The organism is Cupriavidus sp. (genome assembly GCF_057315035.1).
Genome location: NZ_DBHKYV010000026.1, coordinates 72,030 through 89,896, shown reverse-complemented (window position 1 = coordinate 89,896; position 17,867 = coordinate 72,030). Strand labels below are relative to the sequence as shown.

At 62.4% G+C, this 17,867-nt stretch carries 17 protein-coding genes; 8 read left to right on the top strand and 9 right to left on the bottom strand.

All coding sequences use genetic code 11. From position 1 onward, the window contains the following. Nucleotides 1–50: 50 nt before the first annotated feature. The gene (ppsR, locus tag ACO550_RS26030; RefSeq protein ID WP_485995013.1) at nucleotides 51–863 is read right to left on the bottom strand and encodes a posphoenolpyruvate synthetase regulatory kinase/phosphorylase PpsR; all 813 of its coding nucleotides are present in this window, start codon (nucleotides 861–863) and stop codon (nucleotides 51–53) included. A 387-nt stretch (nucleotides 864–1,250) separates the two neighbouring features. Here ppsR and ppsA point away from each other — a divergent pair, with 387 nt between their 5' ends. From ppsA to ACO550_RS26015, 3 genes are all read left to right on the top strand, one after another. Continuing rightward, nucleotides 1,251–3,635: a phosphoenolpyruvate synthase gene (gene ppsA, locus ACO550_RS26025; protein WP_315597217.1), complete on the top strand. Its 2,385-nt coding sequence runs from the start codon at nucleotides 1,251–1,253 to the stop codon at nucleotides 3,633–3,635. Nucleotides 3,636–3,810: 175 nt separating this feature from the next. Next, the gene (locus ACO550_RS26020) at nucleotides 3,811–4,236 is read left to right on the top strand and encodes an NfeD family protein (protein ID WP_315597218.1); all 426 of its coding nucleotides are present in this window, start codon (nucleotides 3,811–3,813) and stop codon (nucleotides 4,234–4,236) included. Between the two features lie 53 nt (nucleotides 4,237–4,289). Beyond that, nucleotides 4,290–5,228, top strand: coding sequence for an SPFH domain-containing protein (locus ACO550_RS26015; RefSeq protein ID WP_315597219.1), 939 nt, complete (start codon nucleotides 4,290–4,292; stop codon nucleotides 5,226–5,228). 100 nt (nucleotides 5,229–5,328) lie between these two features. On the opposite strand, the gene smpB is transcribed toward ACO550_RS26015, so the two are convergent. Next, on the bottom strand, nucleotides 5,329–5,781 hold the full coding sequence (gene smpB / locus ACO550_RS26010; protein WP_315597220.1) for an SsrA-binding protein SmpB: 453 nt from the start codon (nucleotides 5,779–5,781) through the stop codon (nucleotides 5,329–5,331). Nucleotides 5,782–5,997: 216 nt separating this feature from the next. Here smpB and ACO550_RS26005 point away from each other — a divergent pair, with 216 nt between their 5' ends. After that, on the top strand, nucleotides 5,998–6,438 hold the full coding sequence (locus tag ACO550_RS26005; RefSeq protein WP_315597221.1) for a type II toxin-antitoxin system RatA family toxin: 441 nt from the start codon (nucleotides 5,998–6,000) through the stop codon (nucleotides 6,436–6,438). After that, the gene (locus tag ACO550_RS26000) at nucleotides 6,422–6,784 is read left to right on the top strand and encodes an RnfH family protein (RefSeq protein ID WP_315597222.1); all 363 of its coding nucleotides are present in this window, start codon (nucleotides 6,422–6,424) and stop codon (nucleotides 6,782–6,784) included. The genes ACO550_RS26005 and ACO550_RS26000 overlap by 17 nt, the downstream gene beginning before the upstream one ends. A 66-nt stretch (nucleotides 6,785–6,850) precedes the next feature. On the opposite strand, the gene ACO550_RS25995 is transcribed toward ACO550_RS26000, so the two are convergent. Together ACO550_RS25995 and ACO550_RS25990 are read right to left on the bottom strand one after the other, a co-directional pair. Continuing rightward, the gene (locus tag ACO550_RS25995; protein WP_315597223.1) at nucleotides 6,851–7,378 is read right to left on the bottom strand and encodes a DUF4124 domain-containing protein; all 528 of its coding nucleotides are present in this window, start codon (nucleotides 7,376–7,378) and stop codon (nucleotides 6,851–6,853) included. Nucleotides 7,379–7,469: 91 nt separating this feature from the next. Further along, nucleotides 7,470–8,438, bottom strand: coding sequence for an EamA family transporter (locus ACO550_RS25990; protein ID WP_315597224.1), 969 nt, complete (start codon nucleotides 8,436–8,438; stop codon nucleotides 7,470–7,472). Between the two features lie 114 nt (nucleotides 8,439–8,552). Here ACO550_RS25990 and guaB point away from each other — a divergent pair, with 114 nt between their 5' ends. From guaB to guaA, 3 genes are all read left to right on the top strand, one after another. After that, the gene (guaB, locus tag ACO550_RS25985) at nucleotides 8,553–10,016 is read left to right on the top strand and encodes an IMP dehydrogenase (RefSeq protein ID WP_315597225.1); all 1,464 of its coding nucleotides are present in this window, start codon (nucleotides 8,553–8,555) and stop codon (nucleotides 10,014–10,016) included. Nucleotides 10,017–10,109: 93 nt separating this feature from the next. Beyond that, the gene (locus ACO550_RS25980; RefSeq protein WP_315597226.1) at nucleotides 10,110–10,838 is read left to right on the top strand and encodes a hypothetical protein; all 729 of its coding nucleotides are present in this window, start codon (nucleotides 10,110–10,112) and stop codon (nucleotides 10,836–10,838) included. Further along, complete coding sequence (guaA, locus tag ACO550_RS25975; RefSeq protein WP_315597227.1) at nucleotides 10,813–12,432, top strand: glutamine-hydrolyzing GMP synthase; 1,620 nt, start codon at nucleotides 10,813–10,815, stop codon at nucleotides 12,430–12,432. The genes ACO550_RS25980 and guaA overlap by 26 nt, the downstream gene beginning before the upstream one ends. A 287-nt stretch (nucleotides 12,433–12,719) precedes the next feature. Here guaA and ACO550_RS25970 read toward each other — a convergent pair whose 3' ends face one another. From ACO550_RS25970 to ACO550_RS25950, 5 genes are all read right to left on the bottom strand, one after another. Then, nucleotides 12,720–13,475 carry an anti-sigma factor gene (locus tag ACO550_RS25970; RefSeq protein ID WP_315597228.1) on the bottom strand — a complete coding sequence of 252 codons (756 nt, stop codon included), beginning with the start codon at nucleotides 13,473–13,475 and terminating at the stop codon, nucleotides 12,720–12,722. Next, the gene (locus ACO550_RS25965) at nucleotides 13,472–13,987 is read right to left on the bottom strand and encodes a sigma-70 family RNA polymerase sigma factor (protein ID WP_315597239.1); all 516 of its coding nucleotides are present in this window, start codon (nucleotides 13,985–13,987) and stop codon (nucleotides 13,472–13,474) included. Before ACO550_RS25965 ends, ACO550_RS25970 begins: the two co-directional genes overlap by 4 nt. A gap of 303 nt (nucleotides 13,988–14,290) precedes the next feature. Then, nucleotides 14,291–15,595: an Nramp family divalent metal transporter gene (locus ACO550_RS25960; protein ID WP_485995009.1), complete on the bottom strand. Its 1,305-nt coding sequence runs from the start codon at nucleotides 15,593–15,595 to the stop codon at nucleotides 14,291–14,293. A 190-nt stretch (nucleotides 15,596–15,785) separates the two neighbouring features. Then, complete coding sequence (locus ACO550_RS25955; RefSeq protein WP_485995012.1) at nucleotides 15,786–16,727, bottom strand: ferritin-like domain-containing protein; 942 nt, start codon at nucleotides 16,725–16,727, stop codon at nucleotides 15,786–15,788. A 423-nt stretch (nucleotides 16,728–17,150) separates the two neighbouring features. Next, nucleotides 17,151–17,867, bottom strand: a complete 717-nt coding sequence (locus ACO550_RS25950; RefSeq protein WP_315597230.1) for a Crp/Fnr family transcriptional regulator — start codon at nucleotides 17,865–17,867, stop codon at nucleotides 17,151–17,153.

Below are 17,867 nucleotides of genomic sequence, written 5' to 3'. Positions count from 1 at the left end.
CCACCATTGGCCTAGAAGACGATTCTCAAAATGCTAGTTGCTGCAGCGCTTCAGTAGTTGTCGCGATCGACCTTGATCTCCTGGAGGATCGTGGTGGCGATCTCCTCGATCGACTTGTGCGTGGACGAAAGCCACTTGATGCCTTCGCGCCGCATCATGCTTTCCGCCTCGTTGACCTCATAGCGGCAGTTCTCCACTGCCGCGTACTTGCTGCCCGGACGCCGTTCGTTACGGATCTCGGTCAGCCGCTGCGGGTCAATCGACAACCCGAAGATCTTGGGCTTGTAGGCATAGAGCGCCGAGGGCAGGCGGCCGCGCTCGAAGTCGTCGGGAATCAGTGGATAGTTGGCCGCCTTGAGCCCATATTGCATGGCCAGGTACAGGCTGGTCGGTGTCTTGCCACTACGCGAGACGCCTACCAGGATCACATCGGCTTCCTGCAGGTTCTTGTGCGACTGGCCGTCATCGTGCGCCAGCGAGAAATTGATGGCCTCGATGCGGTTCTTGTAGGCTTCGGTGTCGGCGTTCTGGTGGAAGCGGCCGATCGCGTGGGTCGATTTCAGGCCCAGTTCCTTCTCGAGCGGCTCGATGAAGGTCTGGAACATGTCCAGGATCATTGCCTTGGCGCGGCGCAGTGCCTTGTTCGACTCGGCGTTGACCAGCGTGGTGAAGACGATTGGCGGTACGCCCTCGTTGTAGAACGCCTCATTGATCTTGCCCACCGCCACATGTGCCTTTTCAGGCGTGTCGACAAACGGCATGCGAACCTTGCGGAAGCGCATCTCGAACTGTGCCAGGATCGAGTGGCTGAACGTTTCCGCGGTGATGCCGGTGCCATCCGAGACGATAAAGACCGTACGCACGGGAGGGCGATCGGCCACGGCGGCAGTCGGGGCGGCGGCGCCGGGCTGATTCGCGGCCAGGGCAGGCGCAGGCTGGGAAGTCGGGGCGGACGCGGGTTGCGATGCGTCAGGCGCTTCTGGCAAGGACATGTCTGAACAATTTATTTTGGGGCAGCCGCCAAGCGAAAGTGCGGTGCGGCACGGTAGAATAGCGGCGATCTTTTGGCTAAGCAATTCCGCCAATGCCGGTCGGGCAACGATTCACGACCGGATTGTCGACAATGTGCAGTGCAACACGAATGCTTCCGGATTCCTTCGGAATTGTTCAGCCAAGCGATCCGCCGGGGACAGAACATCAACAACATACCGGTCGGTGCAAAAGATTTCTTACTTTGTTTTGAGGCTTTTATGACCAACCAGGTAGATAACGGCGCCTACGTGCAGCCGTTCGAAGAACTGCGCATGCAGGACGTGGAGACCGTCGGCGGCAAGAACTCGTCGCTGGGAGAAATGATCTCCCAGCTGGCCGGTGCTGGTGTGCGGGTTCCCGGCGGCTTCGCAACCACCGCGCTGGCATTCCGCGACTTCCTCGCCCACAACAACCTCACCACCCGCATCTCCGAACGCCTGAAGGCGCTGAACGTCGACGACGTGAAGGCGCTGGCCGAGGCTGGCGCCGAGATCCGTGGCTGGGTGGCTGCGGCCCCGTTCCAGCCGCGTCTCGATGCGGAAGTCCGCGAGCATTACGCACGTGTTTCGGCACGCGAAGGTGCCGAGGCATCGTTCGCGGTGCGCTCGTCGGCCACGGCCGAGGACCTGCCCGATGCATCGTTTGCCGGCCAGCAGGAGTCGTACCTCAACGTCAGCGGTATCGATGACGTGCTGGACAAGATCAAGCACGTGTTTGCGTCGCTCTATAACGACCGTGCCATTTCGTACCGCGTGCACAAGGGCTTCGAGCACGACGTGGTGGCATTGTCGGCCGGCGTGCAGCGCATGGTCCGTTCGGACCTGGCTGCCTCGGGCGTGATGTTCACGATCGACACCGAGTCGGGCTTCCCGGACGTGGTCTTCATCACGTCGAGCTATGGCCTGGGCGAGACGGTGGTGCAGGGCGCCGTGAACCCGGACGAGTTCTACGTGTTCAAGCCGACGCTGCAAGCCGGCAAGTACCCGATCATCCGCCGTTCGATCGGCTCGAAGCTGATCAAGATGGAGTTCACGAAGCCCGGCGAAGCCGGTCGCGTGAAGACCGTGGACGTACCGCCTGAGCTGCGCAACCGCTATTCGATCAGCGACGAGGACGTGAGCGAACTGTCCCGCTACGCGATGATCATCGAGAAGCATTATGGCCGCCCGATGGACATCGAATGGGGCAAGGACGGCAAGGACGGCAAGATCTACATCCTGCAGGCGCGTCCGGAAACCGTGAAGAGCCAGTCCGCCGGCAAGGCCGAACAGCGCTTCAAGCTCAAGGGTACTTCGGCGGTGCTGACCAGCGGCCGTGCGATTGGCCAGAAGATCGGCACGGGCCCGGTGCGCGTGATCAACGATCCGTCCGAGATGGAACGTGTGCAGCCCGGCGACGTGCTGGTGGCCGACATGACCGACCCGAACTGGGAGCCGGTGATGAAGCGCGCCGCGGCCATCGTCACGAACCGTGGCGGCCGTACCTGCCACGCCGCCATCATCGCGCGTGAACTGGGTGTGCCGGCAGTGGTTGGCTGCGGCGACGCGACCGATCTGCTCAAGGACGGCACGCTGGTGACCGTGTCGTGCGCCGAGGGCGACGAAGGCCGGATCTACGATGGCCTGCTCGAAACCGAAGTGACCGAGGTCCAGCGTGGCGAGATGCCCGAGATCGAGACCAAGATCATGATGAACGTGGGCAATCCGCAACTGGCATTCGACTTTGCGCAGATCCCGAACCACGGCGTTGGCCTGGCCCGCCTGGAATTCATCATCAACAACAACATCGGCGTTCACCCGAAGGCGATTCTCGACTACCCGCAAGTCGATGCCGACCTGAAGAAGGCCGTGGAGTCGGTGGCTCGTGGCCACGCCAGCCCGCGCGCGTTCTACGTCGACAAGCTGGCCGAGGGCATCGCCACGATCGGCGCCGCGTTCTATCCGAAGCCCGTGATCGTGCGCCTGTCGGACTTCAAGTCGAACGAGTACAAGAAGCTGATCGGCGGTTCGCGCTACGAGCCGGACGAGGAAAACCCGATGCTGGGTTTCCGCGGTGCATCGCGCTATATCTCCGATGACTTTGCCGAGGCGTTCGAGATGGAATGCAAGGCCATGAAGCGCGTACGCGATGAAATGGGCCTGACCAACGTCGAGATCATGGTGCCGTTCGTACGTACGCTGGGCCAGGCCGAGCGCGTGATCGAACTGCTGGCCAAGCATGGCCTGAAGCGCGGCGAAAACGGCCTGCGCATCATCATGATGTGCGAAGTGCCGTCGAACGCGATCCTGGCCGAGGAATTCCTGCAATTCTTCGACGGATTCTCGATCGGCTCGAACGACCTGACGCAGCTGACGCTGGGCCTGGACCGTGACTCGGGCATGGAACTGCTGGCGCGGGATTTCGACGAACGCGATCCGGCGGTCCGCTTCATGCTGCAGCGCGCCATCTCCACGGCGCTGCGCCTGGACAAGTACGTTGGTATCTGCGGCCAGGGCCCTTCGGATCATCCGGACTTCGCAGCCTGGCTGGCCAAGGAAGGCATCAAGTCGATCTCGCTGAATCCTGATTCCGTGGTCGAAACCTGGCAACAGCTGGCATCGTGAGGCATTTCGCGTCACAATAACCACGTACCATAGAGAACGGCGCCCGGCCTGATGGTCGGCGCGCCGCGTGGCACCGGCCCTGCGGCAGGTGTTCCAACTGCCCCCGCGGCGCCGCTGGCGTTGAGCGGGGGTTTTGTTTTTCGGGCTGGCTTGTTTCCGGATGGAAAGGGGCGGGATGACGTCGTATTACGTATGGTTTGCGGCCGCAGTCGTGCTGGTCATCGCGGAGATGGCCTCCGGCACGTTCTACCTGTTGATGATTGCTTGCGGCGTTACCGCGGGCGGCATTGCGGCCTGGCTGGGGGCGGACGTACCGATGCAGACCGTTGCAGCGGCAGTGGTTGCCATCGTCGCCATTGCCGTGTTGCGGCGCACGCGCTTTGGCCGGCTGCGCCGCAGGGACGCGGCCACCGACCCCGATGTGAACCTCGATATCGGGCAGGAACTCGAAGTCTCTGCCTGGGATGCGTTTCGGCGCGCCCGAGTACCTTACCGGGGCGCCGACTGGACCGTGGAACTGGCGCCGGGCCCCGAGCCTGCGCCCGGACGCTACCGGATCGTCGAAGTCCGCGGGGCCACGCTGATCGTGTCGCCACGCTAGCCTGCCACGTTCACCTTCACCTTGCAGTCCTTTCTTCTTGACGGGAGTCGTACATGCTTGCCTATCAGCTTGGTCTGTTTCCGCTGATCCTGCTCATTGCCGCGATCGTGCTGATCGCGAAGGCCATCAAGATCGTGCCGCAACAGCATGCCTGGGTGCTGGAACGCCTGGGCCGCTACCATGCGACGCTGACGCCGGGCCTGTCGATCGTGGTGCCGTTCGTCGATCGCGTGGCCTACAAGCATATCCTCAAGGAAATCCCGCTCGATGTGCCGAGCCAGGTGTGTATCACCAAGGACAATACGCAGTTGCAGGTGGACGGCGTGTTGTACTTCCAGGTCACCGACCCGATGAAGGCGTCGTACGGATCGAGCAACTTCGTGGTGGCCATTACGCAGTTGTCGCAGACCACGCTGCGTTCGGTGATCGGCAAGCTGGAGCTCGACAAGACGTTCGAGGAGCGCGAGTTCATCAACCACAGCGTGGTCAATGCGCTGGACGAGGCGGCAGCGAACTGGGGCGTGAAGGTATTGCGCTACGAGATCAAGGACCTGACGCCACCCAAGGAAATCCTGCATGCGATGCAGGCGCAGATCACGGCGGAGCGCGAGAAACGTGCGTTGATCGCGGCGTCCGAAGGCAAGCGTCAGGAGCAGATCAACCTCGCTTCCGGCGCGCGTGAAGCCGCCATCCAGAAGTCGGAGGGCGAACGACAGGCTGCCATCAACAAGGCACAGGGCGAGGCTTCGGCCATCCTGGCGGTGGCCGAAGCCAATGCGCAGGCAATCGAGAAGATCGGCCACGCGATACGCGGCGAGGGCGGTACCGAGGCGGTCAACCTGAAGGTGGCGGAGGAGTATGTCGCCGCGTTCGGCAATCTGGCGAAGCAGGGCAATACGTTGATCGTGCCCGGCAACCTGGGCGAAATGAGCTCGATGATCGCGTCCGCACTACAGATTGTGAAAGGGCAGAAGGCCGAGAAGACAGTCTGACCGGGCAGCCGGGGCCAGGGTCAGGTCAGATCCTGGCAACAAAAAACGGAGGCATCGGCCTCCGTTTTTCGTTTGGGCTGCAGCGCCGTGCTGGCGGCAATTATTCCTTGTTGTCGCCCTTCATGACCCGGGCCTTTTCACGCTGCCAGTCGCGGTTTTTCTCGGTTTCGCGCTTGTCGAACTGCTTCTTGCCCTTGCCCAGGCCGATCTCGCATTTGACGCGGCCGCGCGTGTAGTGCAGGTTAAGCGGTACCAGCGTGTAGCCGCGCTGCTCCACCTTGCCAATCAGCTTTTTGATTTCGTCGGCCTTGAGAAGCAGTTTGCGGGTCCGTACCGGATCCGGGTTGACGTGCGTGGAGGCGCTTTGCAACGGGCTGATATGCGCGCCGATCAGGTACATCTCGGCGTTGCGAATCACCACGTAGCCTTCCTTGATCTGGACGCGATTGGCGCGGATTGCCTTGACTTCCCAGCCTTCCAGCACGATCCCGGCTTCATAGCGCTCTTCGATGAAGTAGTCGAAAAAGGCCTTCTTGTTGTCAGCGATCGTCATGCGGGAGGTGATTTCCTAAGCGTGGTTGCCGCCGTTGGGCGGTGCGGCAAAACAGTTTGCAATCCATTTGCAATCCATAGCGATCGCGGGCGGGCCACGGTGTCTGGGGCTTGCTTGCCGCCAGACGTGCCGTATGAGCGGCGGTCGGCTAGAATCGGGATTTTAGCAAACCGCCCCGGCCCCGGCCCAGTCCCGTGGCCTTCGCAATACGAATACATGGCAGACGTCCATAAATCCGTCCTGCTTGGCCACTCGGCCGAGCAGATGTACGACCTGGTCACCCGCGTGGAGGACTATCCCAAGTTCCTGCCGTGGTGTGGCGGCGTGGAAGTTTTCGAGCAGACCGAGACGCTGCTCGATGCCAAGATCCACATCCATTTCAGCGGCATCAAGCAGTACTTCCACACGCGTAACCAGCAGGAGCGTCCTACCCGTATCGATATGACGTTCGCCGACGGTCCTTTCAAGGCCTTTAACGGCTCCTGGCGCTTCACGCCACTGCGCGCAGATGCCTGCAAGATCGAATTCCACCTGCATTACGAGTTTTCGAGCGTGATCATCGAGAAGATCATCGGCCCCGCGTTCAGCGTGATCGCCAACACGTTTGTCGATGCTTTTGTCAAACGCGCCGAAGTGGTCTATGCCAACAAAGGCTGAGGGCGGTCGCACGGTGCGGCTGTCGATCTGCTACGCGCTGCCCGATACGGTTTTCCTCAAGGAGGTCGTGGTGCCCGCTGGTACCACGATTATCGGGGCGATCCAGTCCAGCGGGCTGACCCAGGTGCATCCCGAGGTGGACCCTACGACCTTGCGCGTCGGCATCTTCGGCAAGCTCAAGGCGCTCGATACCGAGGTGCGCGATGGCGACCGGGTCGAGGTCTATCGCATCCTGACGGCGGACCCAAAGACCGCGCGGCGCAGGCGTGTCGAGACAAAGCGCGCAACGGGCGTGCGCGAGGGCCAGAAGTGGCGGCGCGGCAGCGGAGGCGGGCAGGACACCTGAGGCATCCCGCAAGGCGGCTTTACGGAAGGATTGGCTCGATCAGCCTGGTCAACTGGGTCAACTGGGTCAACTGGCGCAGTTCTGTGCCAGTTGCTCGTTGACGCGCGCCAGTTCGGCCTCGCGCTCTTCACCGCCAAGGCGGTTCAATGCGCCATCGGCGCCGATCTTTGCCACGCGCGTGCCGCCGCTCAGGCCGGTGGCGTAGTTGCGCATTTCCTGGCATTTTTCCTGGCGTGCCAGTTGTGCGCGTTCCTTGGTGGCAGCCTCCAGATCGGCCTTGATACGCGCGTCGCGGCGCTCGCGGAATGCCTTGTCCGCATCGGCCTGCGCGGTTTTTGCGCTGGTGGCCTGCATGCGTGGCGCACCTGCCGGACTGTTTGCCTCACCCTTGGTTTCGGTCTCGAGCGGCCGGTAGGCGCCCGCCACGCGGCCCGGTGCGCTCAGGATCGCGCGATCGGGCACCGAGGGCGGCGGTGGTACGTCGCTGTAGACGGTGCGGCCGTTGGCGTCTTTCCACTGCCATTGCGAGAAGGCAGTGCCCGGAACGGCCAGGCTGGCGGCAAGCAGCAGGTACAGCGCGGACGATCGTTTCATGGCGAAGTCGTGGACAGGTCGAGCGGGTTGCGTGGCATCAGACGCCCGTGGGGTTGACAACTATGTGACCCCTGCGGCATTGCACGCTAGTCTACTGAGACTTGTCGGTCGCGTGCAAGCGGACAGACCATGCCACCCCAACCATCAGCAGCACGATGGCGGCGATTTCCAGTGGCCGGGGCCAGCGGTGATCGAATGCAAACCCGTATGCCAGCGCGAACAGCGTCTCAAACACGATCATCTGGCCGGAAAGTGTGAGCGGCAGCCGGCGGCTCGAGATGTTCCAGAGGTTGTTGCCAATAAGCGACGCTCCAAGCGCCACGGCGGCGTTGACGGTCCAGAACCACTGCCAGTCCCGGCCGCTGCCGGGTGCGGTCAGGTGGTCGCCGAACGCGAGCCAGCCGATGGCCGCGAGCACCAGTGAGACCAGCCCCGTCGACAGGCCATACAGCGCCGACCATTCATTGCCGCTGAAATGCGGATTGCGCTGCAGGTAGCGCGCGTTATCCACCGCATAGAGCGTCCAGCAGACCAGCGCGCCGGCCGCGCACAGCACGCCGGCGATTTTTTGCCAGACCGGGCGCGCTACCGCATCCACCGCCGCCCCATGCGCGCCGCCGTCGCCACCAAAGCCACTGAACAGGTCGATGTTGATGCAGGCGATGCCCGTGGCTACCACCAGCAGCGGCAGCACCAGGCGGCGCAATGGCACGGCGCCGTGATCGCGCCGGCCCATCAGCGTGACGGAGATCGGCAGGATGCCGATGATGAGCGAGGTAGGGCCAACGCCGGCAAGCTGTACGCCAAATGCCAGCAGCACGTAGTAGAGCAGGTTGCCCGTGAAGGCCTGCCGTAGCAGCGCAATACAGTCGGCGCGGGTCAGCTTGCGCGCGATGCGGCGCATCAGCGGCAGTGTCGCAACCAGGGCTACCACCCCATATGCGAGGTAGCGGCCAATCGCCAGTTCCCATGGCGAAAACACTGGCAGCAGCTTGGGTGCGATAAACACCATTCCCCAGAATGCGCCCGCAAGCAGGCCGCACAGAACGCCGATTCCCATGGTCTCCAGAGTCGTTGTGGAAAAGGGAGGCCGAGAATAGCAAACGGGTTGCAAGAACGCATCAGCAAATCCTGCATTCCTGTATAATCTGCTTTTGCGCCTAGAGGATTCGCTATGCGTCTTGTCCAGAAAGCACTCACATTCGATGACGTGCTGCTCGTCCCGGCCTATTCGGCCGTCCTGCCCCGGGATGTTTCCCTCCGCACCCGACTGACCCGTTCGATCGAACTCAATATTCCGCTGCTGTCCGCTGCCATGGATACGGTAACGGAAGCACGCCTGGCTATTGCGATGGCACAGGCCGGCGGTATCGGTATCGTCCACAAGAACCTGAAGCCCGCCGACCAGGCGCGCGAAGTGGCGCGCGTGAAGCGCTACGAATCGGGTGTGCTGCGTGATCCGATCACCATTTCGCCGGACATGAAGGTTCGCGATGTGATCGCGCTGTCGCAGCAACATGGCATTTCGGGTTTCCCGGTGCTTGAGGGCAAGACCGTAGTCGGCATCATTACCAACCGCGACCTGCGTTTCGAAGAAGAACTCGACGCACCGGTGCGTGCCAAGATGACCCCGCGCGAGAAGCTCGTGACCGTGGCCGAAGGCGCGCCGCTGGACGAAGCCAAGCGCCTGATGAACCGCCACCGCCTGGAGCGTGTGCTGGTGGTCAATGGCGCGTTCGAACTGCGCGGCCTGATCACCGTCAAGGATATCCAGAAGGCCGTGGACAACCCGCTGGCCAGCAAGGATGCGCATGGCCAACTGCGCGTAGGCGCGGCAGTGGGCGTGGGCCCGGACAATGACGAACGCGTGGAACTGCTGGTCAAGGCCGGCGTGGACGTGATCGTCGTCGACACCGCGCATGGCCACAGCCAGGGCGTGCTGGACCGCGTGCGCTGGGTCAAGCAGAACTTCCCGCAAGTGCAGGTGGTGGGTGGCAACATTGCTACCGGCGCCGCCGCACTGGCACTCGTCGAACATGGCGCAGATGGCGTCAAGGTCGGTATCGGCCCGGGTTCGATCTGCACCACGCGTATCGTGGCTGGCGTGGGCGTGCCCCAGATTACCGCCGTGTCCAACGTGGCTGAAGCACTGAAGGGCACCGGTGTGCCGCTGATCGCCGACGGCGGTGTCCGTTATTCGGGCGACGTGGCCAAGGCGCTGGCAGCTGGCGCCCATACCGTGATGATGGGCGGCATGTTCTCGGGTACCGAGGAAGCGCCGGGCGAGGTGTTCCTGTTCCAGGGCCGTTCGTTCAAGAGCTACCGCGGCATGGGTTCGGTGGGCGCGATGAAGGATGGCGCCGCGGACCGTTACTTCCAGGAAGACAACACGGCCAACGTCGACAAGCTGGTGCCGGAAGGTATCGAAGGCCGCGTCGCGTACAAGGGCCCGGTGCAGGCCATCATCCACCAGCTGACCGGTGGTATCCGTGCCTCGATGGGCTACTGCGGTGCGAGCTCGATTCCGCAATGGCACGAGACCGCCGAGTTCGTGCAGATCACCGCCGCCGGCATGCGCGAGTCGCATGTCCACGATGTGCAGATCACCAAGGAAGCGCCGAACTACCATATCGATTGAGATCGATCTGGCCCGCCCGGAAGGGCATCACGGCCGCGCTGGTGTCGTCGAGGTTGACGGTGCCGCGCGGCCGCGCTGCAACAAGGAGCGCCCATGAAGGTATTGCTGCGAGCCGTATTGTTTTTCGATGCGTTGCTCGACCTGCTGCTCGGCATGCTGCTGCTGATGTCGCCGTTCACCACGCTGTACGCCGCACTGCAATTGCCAGTGCCACAGCCGGCCCTGTTCGGGCAGTTGCTGGGCGTGGCGACCATCGGCATGTCCTGGTTGCTGTTCATGGCCACCATCAACGGCCAGCTCACTGTCACCGTGGCGCGCACCGCCGGTTATGTCAACCTGGCCAGCGCGATACTGATTGCGGCCTGGACGCTGTTCCTGGACATGCCGGTGCAAGGCGCCGGCAAGATCTGGTTGCTGACGCTGGCCGCCATGCTGCTGTTCTTCGCGATCGTGCAAATCCCTTCGGCCAAGAAGGTAAGGCTGCGCGAGCGGGCACTGGCTGATCAGGCAAAGGCTGACCGCGCGGCGGCCACGGCCGATGTCTACTATCCGAACAATGACGTCGCGGATGTCAGCGACGTCAGCGACAGCGACGTAAGAAACGCAAGTAACGTGGGCGACGTGAGAGACGTGAGCAGCAGAGGCGCAGCCCGACCGGGGCGCCCGGCCACGTCCAACGCATCTCCCACATCCCCCGAATACCGGCGCGAGCCGGTCATCACGCCGCCGCCCGGCTATGGTCCGGGCACCGAGGTGATGCCCGAACCCGATCCGGACGCACTGCCAACTGCCCATCATGCACGACAAAATCCTCATTCTTGATTTCGGATCGCAAGTCACGCAGCTGATCGCGCGCCGCGTTCGCGAAGCGCACGTCTATTGCGAAATCCATCCGAACGATGTCTCCGACGAATTCGTACGCGAGTTCGCGCCAAAGGGCGTCATTCTTTCCGGCAGTCACGCCAGCACGTACGAAGACCATCAACTGCGCGCACCGCAGGCCGTGTGGGACCTGGGCGTGCCGGTGCTGGGCATCTGCTACGGCATGCAGACCATGGCGGTCCAGCTCGGCGGCAAGGTGGAGTGGAGCGATTCGCGCGAATTCGGTTACGCCGAAGTGCGCGCCCATGGTCATACCAACCTGCTCAAGGGCATCGAGGACTTCGCTACGCCGGAAGGCCACGGCATGCTGAAGGTCTGGATGAGCCACGGCGACAAGGTCACGGCGCTGCCGGACGGCTTCAAGCTGATGGCATCGACACCGAGCTGCCCGATCGCCGGCATGGCCGACGAGGCGCGTGGCTACTATGCGGTGCAATTCCATCCGGAAGTCACGCACACCTCGAAGGGCCGCGAAATGCTCGAGCGTTTCGTGCTGGAGATCAGCGGCGCGAAGGCCGACTGGGTCATGGGCGACCACATTGCCGAAGCCGTCGCGAAGATCCGCGAGCAGGTTGGTGATGAAGAGGTGATCCTGGGCCTGTCCGGCGGCGTCGATTCGTCGGTGGCCGCCGCGCTGATTCACCGTGCGATCGGAGACCAGCTGACCTGCGTGTTCGTTGACCACGGCCTGCTGCGCCTGGACGAAGGCAAGATGGTCATGGACATGTTCGCGGGCCGCCTGCATGCCAAGGTAGTCCACGTCGATGCATCGGAACAGTTCCTGGGCCATCTGGCCGGTGTGACCGACCCCGAGCAGAAGCGCAAGATCATCGGCCGCGAATTCGTGGAAGTGTTCCAGGCCGAAGCCAAGAAGCTGTCGAATGCCAAGTGGCTGGCGCAGGGCACGATCTACCCCGACGTGGTGGAGTCCGGTGGTACCAAGACCAAGAAGGCCACCACCATCAAGAGCCACCACAACGTGGGCGGCCTGCCGGAGACGCTGGGCCTGAAGCTGCTCGAGCCGCTGCGCGACCTGTTCAAGGACGAAGTGCGCGAACTGGGCGTGGCACTGGGTCTGCCGCCGGAGATGGTCTATCGCCATCCGTTCCCGGGCCCGGGCCTGGGCGTGCGGATCCTGGGCGAGGTCAAGCGCGACTACGCCGAACTGCTGCGCCGCGCCGACGCGATCTTCATCGAGGAACTGCGCAAGACGGTCGCCACCGAGCAGGATGCCGCAGCCGGCATGTGCGAGGCAAATCAGGTAGGCAAGAGCTGGTACGACCTGACCAGCCAGGCATTCGCCGTGTTCCTGCCGGTCAAGTCGGTCGGCGTGATGGGCGATGGCCGTACCTACGACTACGTGGTGGCGTTGCGCGCCGTGCAGACCACCGACTTCATGACCGCGCATTGGGCACACCTGCCGTATGCGCTGCTGGGCCGCTGCTCGAACCGCATCATCAACGAAGTCCGTGGCCTGAACCGTGTGGTCTACGACGTGTCGGGCAAGCCGCCGGCAACGATCGAGTGGGAATGATTTGAGTTCCTCCGGGGACTATCGCCAGCTATCGAAACGCTGCCTTGACGTGGTGAATTAGAAAGAAAATGCGTCATGGCAGTTATCGGTAGCTGCGCAACCTCAAGCCTGGGTCCAAGACTTTCGCGATTGGATTAAGAAGTGCCTGGTGCACGAGGATGGACGTTCCTCGCACTAGATCTACAACAAGGCAGAGTACGCCCGACAGCGGCGCCACATGCTGCAAGAGTGGGCGAACATGGTCGGCCTTCGGCGCACGGGGATCGGCGCAGCGTCACTTAAGGCGCTCAGGTTTCCCTGACGGACCCAGTCGCGATCACCGGCCCCGTGGGCTGTCCGGTGGGCGAACCGCCAGTGGGTTCGAGCGACACAGCCAGAGCCGAGCCGGATACCAGGCGCGCCATTGCAGTCTGGGTGAGCGAAAGCGTGGCAGGTTTGTCCGCCGCAATTACACCCAATGACAATGGTTTCTCTCCCGGCGGGATAAGCCATAGTTCGGTGGCCTGGTTGCCAGTCGGTCGAGAGGCGTTTGCCGGTACGATCACGATGTTGGCACGTTGCAGGTCGATCGTGGCGGTCCAGTCGACCACGCCGTTGGGGCGCGCGAGATTGGCCACGCGATAGCTCGCACTGGCCACCAACGGGCGTGGGGCTGGCGATCGAAGCTGATGTAGCAATAGCACCGACACCGTGCCGAGTGCCAGCGCCACGCTCGATGCGCCCACCCCCAACCAGCGCCACAGTTCGAGACTGCCCCAGATCCCGCCAGTCCTGTCAGTCGAGGCCGCACGCGCGCGCGCGTGCATGGGCTTCAATCCTAGTTCGGACTGGATGCGCGTCCAGACATGAGCGGGCGGCACTGTCGCGTGAACATCCTCGCTCAACGGATTGACCAGTTGCTGCCAGCGCATCACGCTCTGAGCCATACCCGGATTGCGCAGCAGTTCGTTTGAGACCTGACGGCGCTCGGCAGAGTCGAGGACGCCCAGCACGTATTCGGCGCAACGCAGATCGTCGTCGGGAGAAGCCGCGCTGGTGTTCATCGTTCGAGGCAAGCCTTGAGTTGCGTGAGGCTACGGCGAATCCAGCTCTTCATGGTGCCAAGCGGCACGCCGAGGCGTTCGGCCAACTCTGCATACGTCGCGCCGGAGAAGAATGCCTCGCGAACGGCGTGCTTCTGTTGCGACGGCAGCTCATCAAGGCATCGCTCCAGCCTCACCCGCTCCTGGCTTTGTTCGGCGGCAAGAGCCGGCGTTGGGCGATCGTCCTCGATGCCAAGCTCTTGTGGCTCGTCAAGTTGATCTTCCCGATGCAAGCGCAAGCGGTCAATTGATCGGTTGCGTGCTACGGCAATCAGCCAGGTCATTGCGCTGGCGCGTGCCGGCTCGAAGGTACATGCCTGACGCCAGACGATGGCGTACACTTCCTGCAACACGTCCTCCGCATCGCCCTGGTTGCGTAGCATGGTGCGGCAGACACCGAAGAGTTTGGAAGAGGTGTGTCGGTACAAGCTTGCAAAAGCCTGCTGGTCGCCTTGCGCAACATTGACGAGCATCGCTGCCAATTCGTCGCGGAATGCCTCGTCAGTTCTGTCAGCTTCCGCTTCGCTCAACTGCCCGAATGTATTGCGCGTGTTTTCCACTTCGACTCCAGTGCTCACTCCGGCGCTACTTGCCGATTTGAAACTGGTTTTCGATTCCACAGGCGTCCCGCATCGGAATGCTCGCGGCCCACGTAGGGCAGTTAGCCGTGGAACGAAGGCACGTTGTGCCCGCGTCGCGGAAGAATGAGGATCGTGTGCCCGTTCCCGCCATCGCATATCGTTGCTCCTGCCGTCTTCCAGATTCGCCGGCCATCGTCATGAACCCGACGAGAACGCTTGCACCACCAAGACCATGTTGAGCGTCAGTACCACCAGTGCCCCCACGCCAGACGCCGCGATGGTGAGCAGGCTGTTCTGGTGCGGTCCCATCAACGCCCGACGCGACGTGTACCACACCAGCATGCCCATTGGCACCGGTAGCGCGATGCTCAACACAACCTGACTTAGCACCAGTGCCTCGGTAGGATCGACACCGCTACCGATCACGAAGAACGCCGGGATGATTGTGACCAGCCGGCGCAGCCATACGGGAATTCGGAATCGAACGAAACCCTGCATGATCATCTGGCCCGCGACGGTGCCGACCACGGAACTGGAGATGCCAGAGGCAATCAGTGCGGACAGGAAGAGGAGCGCCGCCGTGCTGCCAAGCAACGGAGACAGTGTCTGGTACGCCGTTTCTATCTGGGCGACTCCCGGGTGACCGTCGTGGAAGGCGCCCGAGGCCATGATCACCATCGCCATGTTGATCAGCCCGGCAATGCCGAGCGCGACAACCACTTCGATGTTGGAGAATCTGAGAAGCCTGGCGCGCTCGAATTCATTACGTGGCGGAATGCGATTTTGCGTCAGGCCGGAATGCAGGAACAATGCGTGCGGCATTACTGTCGCGCCGACGATGCCTACCGAAATCACAAGCGCGCCCTGGTCAGGTACATGGGGCACCAGTGCCTGTCGGAAAACGTCGGACCATGCTATCGGTGCAATCAGAAGTTCCGTCAAATATGAGGCCCCAATTACACCCACCAGCCCGGCGATCATCAGCTCCAATGGCCGAAATCCCGCGCGCACGCATTGCAGCAGCACACATGTCGCCACGGCTGTCACAAGCATGCCGGCCATCAGGGGCAGATGCATCAGCAGCGACAGGCCAATGGACGCGCCCACGAACTCCGCTAGATCGGTGGCCATGGCGGCCACTTCGCTAAGCAACCAGACCACTATGACCAAAGGCCGGGGCAGCGTGTCACGGCACAGTTCAGCCAGGTTGCGTCCGGTCACGATGCCCAGTTTGGCCGAGAGCATCTGGAACAGCATGGCTATCCCATTGGCAAAGACGACTACCCAGAGTAGCGAGTATCCGTATCGAGCGCCAGCCTGAATATTGGTGGCGAAGTTGCCCGGGTCCATGTACGCAATCGACGCTACCACTGCCGGGCCGCCAAGCGAAAGCAGCGCGCGGGGTCCGTGGCGTTCGCCGGCAAGCACGCCATAGGCGGCAACGCTCACGCGCTCTGTCAGCGTATTTCGCGTCGTCGCCAGGTCCACTAGTTCATTCACGTGTATCTCCGTGGCGTGCCACCATGCCTTGTGAGCGCGCCCGCGCGATCATGATGTATCCAGCGGCCGGTATCAGGTCAGTAGCCGTCGCGGCATTGGCACGTCGCAATCGGCTACCGCCTGCTCCCGGGCCCTCGACCCATCAACGTCGATCCCCCCTGCTTTCCCCGTCCTGCACCAGATGCATTTTTTACGAACTCATATTGAGCGTGCCGTTCACGCCGTTAGGAAAGAATCCACCTTTGGTGGCGGTAGTGCTGGTCAAGTACACGATATTGAGCACATCGGCATAGGTCCGGCTGAACGCCAGACCGTTTGCGTCCAGTGGCACGATGTTGGAACTCCCCGGCGTACTGCCGGTAATGCCCTGATCGTCGTCCACCGAGTTGTCGAGTGCATCGCGCGCATCGGAAATCGCATTGGCTGCCGTGATGAGGCTCGCCATATTGATGCCCTTGGCATAAAGGGACGTGCGAACCAGGCCCGCGTGATAGGCTTCGGCGGCCAGGATGCCAGCGGCGGCTTCCAGGAACGTCTTGTTGACGAGAAGCGGAGAGGCGCCTTTATAGGCCGTGACGCCGACGTCCTCGAAAATGAAGGCACCGAGCAAAAAGTTATTGTCGCTCTCATACGGGTTGAATGCCACGCCCGCACCGACCAGTCCGGCCGCGCGCGCGGCGGCAGAGAAGGCGCCGTTTGGATTGGTGCCGCTGATGTCGATGGCTGGTTGCGCCACCGCGGCCGAGCCTAGCGCAGTACGCAGAAAGGCCACATGTTCGCGTTCGTCGTTGGCGATCTCGTTGGCGTAGGCCTTGACCACGGCATCCTGGAACGGCACCTGTTGCCCGGCAGTGACGGCACCTTGCGTACCCACGCCAGTCAGCATTCCGGCGGGCAAGCCACTGCCAGTCGTGGCATAGGTGTAGAACTGGGCTTCGAGGTATTCGAGGTTCAGCGCAAAGTTGAGGATCTCGGTGTCGGTCGGCGCCGTCGGGCTGGCACTGGCATTGCCTCCATCGCCGCCACCGCAGGCGCTGATAATGGTGCCGCCCACCAGTCCAAGCCCTAGTCCTCCTGCGTTGCGGAAGAACTGCCTGCGCTGAAGTCGCCGTGCGGCGCGGCGATCGAACATGTCAATGAACGCGGCAGCATCGGGTGAATCGTGTTTCGGGTCAGGCATGATCGTGCTCCTCCAACGACTTGCGGGAAGCCGCGAGGTGGTCGGGCCAAGAGCATCGGCGACGTGGCCGCCGCATGCGCCCCGACGGGTCGCGGGCACGAAGACCATTCATCCTGTCGCGCCGACCCGAGGCGGCCGGCGGGATGCAGTCCTCTTCCTGGCATATACGGACCAGACGTCGCTCTGGATGCATGCCGGAGCGAAAAAATTATGTTGGACGCGGGCGGACTTGGTACGTGCCTGAATCTACGCTCGACAATGCGGGGGGAGGCATTCCGAGCCCGGTCAGCGACTCAGGAAGTCAAGGTGCCTCGATTGTCAAAGTTACACCGTCCGGGGCTGGTAGTGCAGTGGTCATGCTGCTTGCTGTAGGTGCTACATGCCGCCAACAATATCTTCGAGCCCTTTCACATCAAGAATCAAAAAATGGGAGTAGGTCGTCCGGATAATGCCGTCCTTCTCCAATTGCTTGAGTTCCCGATTCACGATCGGGCGAGACCGACCCACCATGTCCGCGAATTCGTCCTGGGATAGCTTCAGCGAGATCGCAAGACCCTCGGGGCGGGGCAAGCCATAGGGGTCTGCCAGATGCAGCAGCGTGCGCGCGCATCGCTCGCGGATGGACATCAGTGACGTCTCGGCAAGATTCGAATATGTCATCCGCGAACGCAGGCACAGCAGGCGCATCAGCGCCAAGGCGAGATTGGGCTCCGCCGCCAGCGTCCGCTGGACCAGTTCCTTGCCGAGCAACAGGACCAGCGTGTCCACGTGGGCGATCGAGTCGTGGATCGCACCCTGCTCGTCGAGCACGGGGACAAGATTCATGAGCTGTCCGGGCTCAAGGTAGCGTACGACGTGGCGCTTGCCTGCTGCGCCGCTGGCGCTAACTTCGAGCACACCCTCCAGGATCAGACATAAGTGTTCCACGGGTTCACCACGCCGTGCCAGCACCTCTCCGCGCTTGAGCTGCCGTACCTGACCCTCTTTCAGGAAGCCATCGAGCGTTTCAGGCTTGCATTTGCTGAACCAGCTTGTGCGCCGCAATACGGCGAAAGCCAGGGCTTGTTGGGAGGCCCGGACGGATTCTGTCAT